We start from the raw sequence: 10,816 nt of genomic DNA, 5'->3' as shown, positions 1-10,816 counted from the left end.
CTGAATCTAAGCTATTTCTGCTTGTTCTTATGGAGAGAAGATGATCTTTGGATGGATAATAATGCTGTGTTTAAAGCTAATGTGCTCTTTCTACTAACTCACATACTTTATTAATACATAGCGTTTGAGGTGACGGGTTGTGCTCACATGTCGAAAGGTTTTGAGAGCTTTCATTGTATGCTTTTTCGAATTGTGTAATTTCATTTGCAATATACTCAACCTCTTCTTGTTTAGTATTTTTTATTGAGTAGATATCAAACTTACTAGCTCCGCCACATGCTCGTTCACCATAAGCGATTACTCTACATTGAAATGTTGCATCACAAGATTTGTCGTTAATTAGCAAATTAAGTTTGTTTTCAGCGTCACTGACAGTGGTGATATTGGATGCTCTATTATTTGATATACCAAACTGACAGCCAACTAGTAGGAAGCAGGTTACAAAAAAAGGTGTGTATCTGACAAACTGCATAGATAAGAGGTCGCATTATTGACTATGTGCAGCAATGGTAGCACAAACTGTAAGTAAATATTAATGAATGACTGACTATATGGTATATCTAATACGTTGTAAGTGTATTAAATTATACCTGTCATAGCTGATTTATAGCGACGAGATAAGCTTAGTTGATGGCCATTACGTAGAGTTACTTGATAATCACCACTATCGGTTGGTTTTAACTCTGAAATAAACTTTTTTCTAACTAAGATACTTCTATGAATTCTAATAAAACCAATATTAGCTAAATTACTTTCCATTGTTGCTAATGTTTCTCTGTGTAATACAGGGCGTTCTTCATTTTCTAAATATAATTCTACATAATTTCCAGCCCCACCGATCCATATAATCTCATTACAATCTATGAGTTTTATTCTGCCAGAGTCTTTTACGATGAGAGTTTGTTCTGGTTGGTTTAGCTGTGAAATTAATGCTTGGATATTGTTTAATGGTACTTCTGGTTGTTTGTTTAAACGTGCTGACAATTTATTAATACATTTTTCAAAACGCGTGCCATCACATGGAAATAATATGTAATCGACAAAGTCATGCTCGAATGCATAGATGGCATCAGCTTCTGATTCGCCTAAATAAACGATTTGAGTATAGTCAGGGCACTCTTTAGCGAGTGTTTCGATGGTTTCGCTATTTGGGATAAGGTTACTATTGATGAAAAGTACATCAGCTTGCATCGTTTGGGTTATTCTGATTGCCTCTTGCCAATCAAAGGCTAGCGCGATCGCTTCAAAGTTAGGGTGATCTTTTAATAATGTTTTTAATAATGATTTATTGCTTTCTTTTTCATCAGCAATTACGAGACTGAACTTTTTCACTTTCCAAGCTCCCTCTATATAATAAGAATGATATTTTGTCACTTAGTTGCTGTTTAAGTAAGTGTTATTGGGTAACAAGGAGTAACAAAATGTTTGTGACTATTGCCTTTATATAAATTGATTGGTTTATTTTTTGTAAACTTCTTTTCCTTTATGTTGATGAAACTTTAATGGATGCCGCTTGAATTAATTTTGCTGCCGCTTGCGGATCAGTGATGGTAACTAAATGTAGAAATTATTACGTTTATTCCTGATTGTATAAAAAATAACAATACAAAATATCCCAGGGAGAAACTTAATGAATCAATTTAAGAAATCGGCTTTGAAAATAGCGGTATCTACAGCCTTATTTTCAAGCTTTAACTTTTCTGCAATCGCTGCGGAAGAAGCAGCTCAAAATCAAGTTGAACGTATTGAAGTAACCGGCTCGCGTATCAAACGTACCGATATGGAGGGTGCTAACCCAGTAACTACTATTGATGCAGCAGCTATTAGTAAAATGAGCGTTAATAATGTTGGTGATCTTCTTCAAAATTTAACTTCATCTGCTGGTGCAGCTGTTAATACGCAAACAAATAATGGTGGTGATTCAAGTACCCGCTTCTCATTACGCGGCATAGGTGATGAACGTACACTCGTGCTAATCAATGGTCGACGTGTTGTTGCCGGAGGTAATGGTGCCAATGCATCGGTAGATTTAAATACTATCCCAACATCTGTTGTTAAACGTGTTGAAGTACTAAAAGATGGCGCATCAGCAACATATGGTTCAGATGCAATCGCAGGTGTAGTAAACATTATTACTCGAAGTGACTATGAAGGTTTTGAATTAAAACTGAACGCAGGTCAAAGCGGCGAAGGCGATGCTGAAGCGAAAGGGATCGATTTAACTTTTGGTGCAGCTAGTGATCGTGGCAATGTTGTAGTTGCACTTGGCTATAATGACCAGGGTGATGCTTTTCAAGGTGATCGTAGCTTCTCTGAATATGAGCTAAGAGCTTACGCTGACGGTAGCACAGAACAGGGGGGCTCTTCTGCGCCGCCATGGGGTAATATGGATGGTTATGATGGCGCCAATGTAACACAAGGCCCTGACTTTGGTGGTTGGCGTGCTTATGACGGTTCAACTGATTCATATAACTACAACCCAGTTAACTACTTGCAAACACCTAGTAAGCGCAAATATGTAAATGTATTTGCAAACTACCTGTTAGGTGAATTCGGTGTGCTTGGTGAAGTTAACTCATTTGCAGAAATGAGCTATGTACAAACAGTTGGTAAACGCTTAATTGCACCAGAACCTCTTGCACCACTCATTTTCTTTGGTACAGCTGCGCCATACTCTCCAGATAACTATTATAACGTTAAATATGGTCCGAAAGACCCAGATGGTAATTCATTCCAAATTGATGACTGGCGTCGTCGTATGTTGGAAACAGGTGGTCGTAAAAACGAGCGTGATTACAAAACATTCCGAACTGTGGTTGGTTTCAATGGTGTCTTTGAGAATGGTTGGGATTGGGAAATTTCATATAACTACGGACAAAGTGATGCAACAGAGCGTGCTGAAGGCTACTTTAATTTAGCTCGAGTAGGTGATGCTGCAGGTCCAACAGGTTGGTTGGATGCAAATGGCTCTTTAATCACTGATGCTGATGGTAATGCTATTGTTGATGCTGCAAATGGTTCGCAGTTAGTGTGTTTAAATGCTGAAGGTTCTGTAATTGATGGGTGTGTTCCACTTAATATTTTTGGTCAACCAGGTACAGATACAGCAATTACCCCTGAAATGTTGCAATATATTTCAGGAGATTATAACACTACTGAGCTGGGCCAAAACCGTCAGGAAACATTTTCAGCGATTGTTTCAGGTGACTTATTCGATTTACCAGCAGGTCCGGTTGGTTTTGCTGCAGGTTATGAATATCGTAAAGAGTCAGGTTACTACAAACCAGATTCATTAATTCTTCAAGGTACGACTACGGCTGGTAATGCAGTAAGTACGCAGGGTGGCTATGATGTACAAGAAGTATTTGGTGAAGTAATTGTTCCTATCTTAGAAGATGCACCTTTTGCAAATATGTTAGAGCTTAGTGCTGCGTTCCGTTATTCAGATTACAGCTCATTTGGTGATAATACTTCAGGCAAAATTGGTGTTAAATGGATGCCAACTGATGCTCTACTACTTCGTTCAACGGTATCGACAGCATTTAGAGCGCCAACGATTGATGATTTAGTGGGTGGTGCAGCTATTGGCTTCCCTGAAGCTGCCGATCCTTGTGATGCAAATACTTATGCAACAGATGCAGCATATGAAGCAGTGAAAAACTCAGCTAACTTTGCAAACTGTATTTCAACAGGCGTACCTGCAGGTGGTTACGACTCAGATGGTGTTGAGCAAATTCCATCAAACACCGGTGGTGCAGAAAACTGGGGCGGTTCGATTGAGTTAGAGCCTGAAGAAGCTGATGTTTTAACTGTCGGTATGGTGTACACACCAGACTTTGTTGAAAATCTATCTTTCAGTGTCGATTACTGGGAAATTCAACTTGATAATGCGTTATCTACAGTGGGTACTCAAAGTACATTAACAGGATGTTTTGAACGAGGTGAATATTGTGACCGCATAACTCGCTTCGGAGCGGATAGTGCTGCTTACGGTGGTATTATTACTGTTGATGATTATGCCGTTAACGTAGGTGGTATTGATACGTCAGGTGTTGACTTCGATATTCGTTACAGTATGGATTCTGACTTTGGTGAGTGGCGTTTTTCATTAGATGGTACTTACTTGCTTCAATACGATAAGCACTTAGCATCAGAAACAATCGATCATGTTGGTAGATTTGAAGTGAATCACGATGGTCACTTTGCTGAGTTGAAAACTAACTTCACAGTAGGTTGGTCTATGAACGATTGGGATGCGACCTTGACAACTCGTTATATCGATGGTGTAACCGAAACTGAGAATGGGTGGTGGACAGATCCATTTGAGCGTAGCGTTGAATCGAATGTTGTTGTGGATTTACAAGGTAGCTACCTTGTAACAGACCACCTTACTGTAACTGCTGGTGTAGACAATCTGTTCGACAAAGAACCACCATTTGTTTACTCAGCGTTTGGTGCAAATACGGATGTAGCAACATATGACATAATTGGTCGCTACATGTACTTACGCGCAGTAGTTAACTTTTAACTATCGTGGATAATAAGGGGGTGTTTTACACCCTCTTTGTTTAAGGATAAATAAAATGAAAAAGAGTGTAATACTATTTGCGTTACCATTAATTTTCCTTGGTGGTTGTGAGTCATCACAAGATATGTTTAAACGCCAACAGGCAGCGCAAGAGCAACAAACCAAAGCCGATGCACAAGAACAAGGTGTTAGGTGTGAGATGATGTCACGTACGGGTAGTAATCGTAAAACGAAAGTGTGTCGAACATTAAAGCAGATTGAGCATGACGAACAAGTTGCACAAAATACTTTGAAAAGATTAAACAAGCCCGAAATAACTCGCTCTAAATAGAGTTTTATGGGGGGCGGAATTTAATTCCCGTCCTCATAAAGCTTTAAATAACACTTTTTTAACACATGTATCTTTTCATTTCAGATAGCTTGCTTTCTTGCCGTTAAACACTGTCTTCCGTCCTTTTGAATAATTCAGTTGGAATTAATCTCTCAATGTAATTACGTTGTGCTTTACGTTTGACTTTGTCTACGTATAAAAATCCAGGGAGATTATCTTAATGAATACATTTAAAAAATCAGCGCTAAAAATAGCAATCACATCAGCGCTGTTAACAGGTGCAAACTTTAATTTAGCTGCTGCTGAGGAAGCTTCAGCAAGTGAAGTAGAGCGCATTCAAGTAACCGGTTCTCGTATCAAGCGTACAGATATGGAAGCGGCTTCACCAGTAGTAACATTGACTTCAGTAGAAATGGAAAGTCGAGGTTTTTCATCTGTACAAGATGTGCTTGATAGCTTAGCGCAGAATACTGGTGGCTCGATGACTGGTCAGTCAGTACATGGCTTTACACCAGCAGCATCTGGCGTAAACTTACGCGGTGCGGGTATGGGTCGAAGCTTAACGCTTATCGATGGTAAGCGCTTAATGAAATATCCAAAAGCTGCAGGTGGTACTGACAACTTTATCGACACCGCTAACTTGCCTCTAGCAGCTGTTGAACGTATCGACGTTCTAACAACTGGTGCATCAGCTATCTATGGTTCAGATGCAATGGGTGGTGTAATTAATATTATCTTGAAGAAAGACTACGATGGCGTAGGCTTGAAATTACGTACAGGCGATACATTTGAAGGCGGTCGCGGTCAAGATAATGTTGCTCTAACAGTTGGTTCATCATCAGATAAAGGAAACATTACCTTTATGATTGAATATGACCAAAAAGAGCAGTTAAAAGCAACAGATCGTGAAAACTTTGGCATTCATACTGACTTAGCATTTGGCGATCACCCTTATAATTCATATTCAAGTTATGGCGCTCGTATTGCTGGCCCTGGTGGTTATTCACTTCCTGAAGAAGAGTGTACAGCTCAAGGCTATAAGTACTGGGATAATGCTCCAATCTGTGGTTTTGACCGTTCAGCTTGGCGTGATTTATTACCTGAGCAAGATCGTTTATCAACCATGGTAAATTATCACTATGAACTGAATGACAACCATGAATTTTATGGTCGTACTGATTTTACTAGCTCTGGTTCTGTAACAAATATTGAGCCAATGGCTATTAACGACTATAAGTTCCAAGTTGATGGTAACAATCTAATTGTAACTGTAGATCCTTCGTTAACTGCATTTAATGATTTATCAACAACGTTTGATAAACAAACTGCGTTTAATGGTGATTTCGCTGATCTAGGTGATGGAAACTATGAATACCGTCGTCGTTTAAAAGAGTATGGTAATCGTATTACAGACGCTTCTACTAAAGTATTCTACTCAGTATTTGGCTTACGTGGTGATGTTACCGATGACATCGGTTATGACTTCTCTTATGCGTTTGGTCGTTCGGAGCTAATGACGTTTAACCGTGGTTACGCATCAGTTGGTGACTTCTATAACGTATTAACAGCAGATAATGGTCATTCATTATTACAACCGCTATCAAGCTCACAAGTAGCTGAATCAAAATACACAGGTTGGTCTGAAGCGCAGTCAAATATCTCTCAGTTCCAGTTTAACCTAAACGGTACAGCATTTGAGCTACCTGCTGGTGATATTAGCTGGGCAGCAGGTGTAGAATCAACTCGTGAATGGTTCTTTGATTTTTCAGATGAAGAGCGTCAGCGCCGTGGTGTTCTTTCAACAGGTGGTGCGTCAGGTGAAGGTGCACGTGATTACTGGGCTGTTTATGGTGAAGTACTTGTTCCTGTTTTTGAGAGCTTTAGTGTAACGCTAGCAGGCCGCCATGATGACTTTAGTGATTTTGGTAGTCATTTCTCACCGCAAATTAGTGCTGAATACCGTCCAATGGAAGAGTTACTAATTCGTGCTCTTTGGGCGTCTACATTCCGTGCTCCAGATATGCAGCGTGTATATGGTGACACCTCAACAGGCTTTAGCCAAATTACAGATCCACAAGGTTGTACTGCGTCAGGTGGAACAATTGATCCAAATAGCCCAATTCCAGCATGTAATGGTGAACTATATATCACGTCACTATCTGGACCGAACGCAAATCTTGATCCTGAAACAGGTGAAAACTGGAACGTTGGTTTTGTTTACTCTGGTGATAACTGGAGTGTAACAATGGATGTTTGGGAAGTAACAATTGACGATATCGTAGATACTCTTACTTCACAAGATATCGCAAATAGCCCAGACCTTTATGGAAACCTAATTACTCGTGATAACACGGGTGTTATTACCTTTATCAACCAAACAGCGCAAAACCTTGCAAATCAAACTACGGCAGGTGTTGATACATCATTTACGTACAATTTTGATATGGGTAACGCTGGTGAGCTTAGATTTAAAGGTGATGTATCTTATCTAAGTAAGTATGACGAGCAAACAACGTCAGAAGATCCGGTTATCGACAATATTGAAGACGCTAGTATTCCTGAGTGGCGTTCTACTGCGTCAGTTGGTTATAACATCGATGACTTTTCAACAACGCTTTCAGTTCGTTATGTTGGTGAAATGAACGGGACTAATGTCGAGTTCTTCCGTGATGACGCGAGTTTTGAATACCCACTAACAATTGATAGCTTAACAACTATCAACTGGACAGCTAGTTATAACCTACCTTATTACAATTCTGTAATTAAAGTAGGTGTTAACAACTTAACGGATGAAGGTCCAAACGCAGATTATACTGATACAGGTTGGCCACATTACCCACGTTCATACCACTTCCCGAATGGTCGTGAATGGTTTATGGGTCTAGAGGCTCAATTCTAATTCAGATTAGAATCACAAAATACCGGCGAATTCGCCGGTATTTTTATTTTGGAGATTGAAAAAATGAAAACCTTTAATGCAATTTTAGTTGCCGCTTGTGCAGTATTAACAGCTTGTAACTCTACTACTCAGGAAGTAGCAGATAATAAACTTACTGAGGCAACACCCGAAGAAGTCGCAAAAGTCGCAGAGCGAAAGAAAGTAAAGTTAAAATGCACACAACAAGCAAGGCTTGGCTCAAATATTAGACGCACTAATTGCCGAGATGTAAGTAAAGAAGCAAAAGACAGAGAACGCCGGGCTGCGGAAGAGTTTATGAATGAGACAGCTACTGCCGTCGAAGTACAGTATGGTGGCTAAGTACTTTTTAAATTTAATCTAATTGTTACAGTTAAGTTGGTAATTGAAATAGTTTCGCCGCTTGTCACCGAAATTGTTCTTATTATCACTTTAAACTAGAGAACTTGTGAAGCAGTCAGTAATCTATATTTATCGCCAATGGTATTTAACATTGCGATTTTCTTTGGACCAAATGGGGGACTTATCCACCCCCCATTTTATTCTCTTCATTAATACTCTTGAGTATTAAGATTTTAGACTTCAGAACATCTGCTAAACCCTAAACCCTAAACCCTAAACCCTAAACCCTAAACCCTAAACCCTAAACCCTGCCTTAAAAAAACTGTTGCATTTATCATCAATATCACTATAATACGCAAACTTTCAAAATTGTGAGTTCGCTTACAAGCTTTGAAAGTTAAAGATAGAGGCTTGGATTTCAAGCCCATGAACAGGAACTCCGATTTGGAGTTCAAAGGTAAGATATAAGAAGATTGTCGCTTTCCAATTTTTTGGATGAGTTGACGGTTTTTTTTATGCTCTTTTTAAAATGCTCTTTTTATTGAGGTTTAATTGAATGTCTAATCAACGCATTCGTATTCGCCTAAAAGCTTTTGACCATCGTTTGATTGACCAATCAACTTTGGAAATCGTGGAAACTGCTAAGCGCACTGGTGCTCAGGTTCGTGGTCCAATCCCACTTCCTACACGCAAAGAGCGTTTCACTGTACTTGTTTCTCCGCACGTTAACAAAGACGCGCGTGATCAGTACGAAATCCGCACCCACAAACGTCTGATCGACATCGTAGAACCAACTGACAAGACTGTAGACGCGCTTATGCGTTTAGACCTTGCTGCTGGTGTTGATGTTCAAATCAGCCTGGGTTAATCGGAAGATTAGAGAGGTTTTAGGAAAATGGCATTAGGTCTAATCGGTCGTAAAGTGGGCATGACTCGTATCTTCACTGAAGATGGCGTTTCAATCCCAGTAACCGTTATCGAAGCGACGCCAAACCGTGTAACTCAGGTTAAATCTGAAGCTACTGACGGTTATAACGCGCTTCAAGTGACTGCAGGCGAGAAGAAAGCTAGCCGTGTAAACAAACCAGAAGCGGGTCACTTCGCTAAAGCTGGTGTTGAGGCTGGTCGTGGTCTGTGGGAATTCCGTCTATCTGGCGACGAAGGTGACTTCGAAGTTGGTAACGAAATTACTGTTGAAGTATTCAACGACGTTAAAAAAGTTGACGTAACTGGTACTTCTAAAGGTAAAGGCTTCCAAGGTGGTGTTAAGCGCTGGAACTTCAGCATGCAAGACGCTACTCACGGTAACTCATTATCTCACCGTGCTCCGGGTTCAATTGGTCAAAACCAATCACCTGGTAAAGTATTTAAAGGTAAGAAAATGGCCGGTCACATGGGTGCTGAGCGTGTAACGACTCAAAACCTAGAAGTTGTTCGTGTTGACGCAGAACGTGGTCTATTACTTGTTAAAGGTGCAGTACCTGGCGCAGTAAACGGCGACGTAATCGTTAAACCAGCTGTTAAAGCTTAAGTCCTGGAGATTTAGTGATGGAATTAACGTTAAAAGACGCATCAGGCGCTCTTGAGGTTTCCGAAGCTACTTTTGGTCGTGAGTTTAACGAAGCATTAGTACACCAAGTAGTTGTTGCTTACGCGGCAGGTGCTCGTCAAGGTACTAAAGCTCAGAAGACACGTTCTGAAGTAAGTGGTGGCGGTAAGAAACCATTTCGTCAAAAAGGTACTGGCCGTGCACGTGCTGGTACAATCCGCAGCCCAATCTGGCGCAGCGGTGGTGTGAGCTTTGCAGCTAAGCCGCAAGATCACAGCCAAAAAGTTAACCGTAAGATGTATCGCGGTGCGATTCAAAGCATCCTATCTGAACTAGTTCGTCAAGAGCGTTTAGTAGTTGTTGAAAACTTTGGTCTAGAAGCACCAAAGACTAAAGAACTAGTAAGCAAGCTTAAAGAGCTAGAGCTTAAAGATGTTCTAATCGTAACTGAAGAAGTTGATGAGAACCTATTCTTATCTGCACGTAACCTATACAAAGTAGACGTACGTGACGTAGCGGGCATTGACCCAGTAAGCTTAATTGCTTTCGATAAGGTTCTTATTACAGCTGCAGCTGTTAAGCAACTTGAGGAGGCATTAGCATGATCTCTGAAGAACGTTTATTAAAAGTTCTACGTGCTCCGCACATCTCTGAGAAAAGTACTATCAATGCTGAAGCTAACAACACTATCGTGTTCAAAGTAGCTAAAGATGCAACTAAAGCTGAAATTAAAGCAGCTGTAGAGAAACTTTTCGAAGTTGAAGTAACGGGTGTTCGTTCGCTTGTTGTTAAGGGTAAGAAAAAGCGTACTGGTATGCGTTTCGGTCAGCGTTCTGATTGGAAAAAAGCGTACGTTACTCTTAAAGAAGGCAGCGAATTAGACTTTGTCGGCGGCGCCGAGTAATTTAAGGAGTTAGAATTATGGCACTTCAAAAGTGTAAACCAACTTCTGCGGGTCGTCGTCACGTCGTTAAAGTGGTTAACCCTGATCTACACAAGGGTAAGCCATACGCTCCGCTACTAGAGAAAAACTCTAAATCAGGTGGTCGTAACAACAACGGTCGTATCACGGTTCGTCACATTGGTGGTGGTCATAAGCATCATTACCGTGTAATCGATTTCAAACGCACTAAAGACGGTATTCCGGCT

The 10,816-nt window shown here is 40.4% G+C and carries 10 protein-coding genes and 1 pseudogene; 9 read left to right on the top strand and 2 right to left on the bottom strand.

Features of this window, described 5'->3' with window-relative positions; genetic code table 11:
• Window positions 1-76 precede the first annotated feature (76 nt).
• A complete protein-coding gene (locus ON073_RS19220; RefSeq protein ID WP_274763495.1) occupies window positions 77-472 on the bottom strand; it encodes a hypothetical protein in 396 nt (131 codons plus the stop codon).
• Between the two features lie 107 nt (window positions 473-579).
• Window positions 580-1,332, bottom strand: coding sequence for a LytR/AlgR family response regulator transcription factor (locus ON073_RS19215; RefSeq protein ID WP_274763494.1), 753 nt, complete (start codon window positions 1,330-1,332; stop codon window positions 580-582).
• Between the two features lie 298 nt (window positions 1,333-1,630).
• Between ON073_RS19215 and ON073_RS19210 the strand changes: the two genes are divergently transcribed.
• From ON073_RS19210 to ON073_RS19170, 9 genes and pseudogenes are all read left to right on the top strand, one after another.
• Entirely contained in the window at window positions 1,631-4,528 is a 2,898-nt protein-coding gene (locus tag ON073_RS19210; protein ID WP_274763493.1) for a TonB-dependent receptor plug domain-containing protein, read from the top strand.
• A 55-nt stretch (window positions 4,529-4,583) separates the two neighbouring features.
• Window positions 4,584-4,859, top strand: coding sequence for a hypothetical protein (locus ON073_RS19205; RefSeq protein WP_274763492.1), 276 nt, complete (start codon window positions 4,584-4,586; stop codon window positions 4,857-4,859).
• Between the two features lie 220 nt (window positions 4,860-5,079).
• Window positions 5,080-7,758, top strand: coding sequence for a TonB-dependent receptor plug domain-containing protein (locus tag ON073_RS19200; protein WP_274763491.1), 2,679 nt, complete (start codon window positions 5,080-5,082; stop codon window positions 7,756-7,758).
• Window positions 7,759-7,821: 63 nt separating this feature from the next.
• On the top strand, window positions 7,822-8,118 hold the full coding sequence (locus ON073_RS19195) for a hypothetical protein (protein WP_274763490.1): 297 nt from the start codon (window positions 7,822-7,824) through the stop codon (window positions 8,116-8,118).
• A gap of 556 nt (window positions 8,119-8,674) precedes the next feature.
• On the top strand, window positions 8,675-8,986 hold the full coding sequence (rpsJ, locus tag ON073_RS19190) for a 30S ribosomal protein S10 (RefSeq protein ID WP_010561274.1): 312 nt from the start codon (window positions 8,675-8,677) through the stop codon (window positions 8,984-8,986).
• A 27-nt stretch (window positions 8,987-9,013) separates the two neighbouring features.
• Window positions 9,014-9,649 carry a 50S ribosomal protein L3 gene (gene rplC / locus ON073_RS19185; RefSeq protein ID WP_010561273.1) on the top strand — a complete coding sequence of 212 codons (636 nt, stop codon included), beginning with the start codon at window positions 9,014-9,016 and terminating at the stop codon, window positions 9,647-9,649.
• Between the two features lie 17 nt (window positions 9,650-9,666).
• The gene (gene rplD / locus ON073_RS19180) at window positions 9,667-10,272 is read left to right on the top strand and encodes a 50S ribosomal protein L4 (RefSeq protein ID WP_010561272.1); all 606 of its coding nucleotides are present in this window, start codon (window positions 9,667-9,669) and stop codon (window positions 10,270-10,272) included.
• On the top strand, window positions 10,269-10,571 hold the full coding sequence (gene rplW / locus ON073_RS19175; protein ID WP_010561271.1) for a 50S ribosomal protein L23: 303 nt from the start codon (window positions 10,269-10,271) through the stop codon (window positions 10,569-10,571). The genes rplD and rplW overlap by 4 nt, the downstream gene beginning before the upstream one ends.
• Window positions 10,572-10,588: 17 nt before the next feature.
• Window positions 10,589-10,816, top strand: a pseudogene (locus tag ON073_RS19170) (50S ribosomal protein L2); the annotation flags it as partial.

The sequence above is a fragment of the Pseudoalteromonas sp. G4 genome, from assembly GCF_028875915.1.
GTDB lineage: Bacteria > Pseudomonadota > Gammaproteobacteria > Enterobacterales > Alteromonadaceae > Pseudoalteromonas.
Note: the sequence above shows the minus strand (reverse complement) of the source record. Positions and strands in the feature narration are given on the sequence as shown.

What these genes read in the sequence shown, in the direction of transcription:
- rpsJ (WP_010561274.1), top strand. Translation starts at nt 8,675, where the DNA reads ATGTCTAATCAACGCATTCGTATTCGCCTAAAAGCTTTTGACCATCGT.
- ON073_RS19205 (WP_274763492.1), top strand. Translation starts at nt 4,584, where the DNA reads ATGAAAAAGAGTGTAATACTATTTGCGTTACCATTAATTTTCCTTGGT.
- rplD (WP_010561272.1), top strand. Translation starts at nt 9,667, where the DNA reads ATGGAATTAACGTTAAAAGACGCATCAGGCGCTCTTGAGGTTTCCGAA.
- rplW (WP_010561271.1), top strand. Translation starts at nt 10,269, where the DNA reads ATGATCTCTGAAGAACGTTTATTAAAAGTTCTACGTGCTCCGCACATC.
- ON073_RS19200 (WP_274763491.1), top strand. Translation starts at nt 5,080, where the DNA reads ATGAATACATTTAAAAAATCAGCGCTAAAAATAGCAATCACATCAGCG.
- ON073_RS19210 (WP_274763493.1), top strand. Translation starts at nt 1,631, where the DNA reads ATGAATCAATTTAAGAAATCGGCTTTGAAAATAGCGGTATCTACAGCC.
- ON073_RS19220 (WP_274763495.1), bottom strand. Translation starts at nt 472, where the DNA reads ATGCAGTTTGTCAGATACACACCTTTTTTTGTAACCTGCTTCCTACTA.
- ON073_RS19195 (WP_274763490.1), top strand. Translation starts at nt 7,822, where the DNA reads ATGAAAACCTTTAATGCAATTTTAGTTGCCGCTTGTGCAGTATTAACA.
- rplC (WP_010561273.1), top strand. Translation starts at nt 9,014, where the DNA reads ATGGCATTAGGTCTAATCGGTCGTAAAGTGGGCATGACTCGTATCTTC.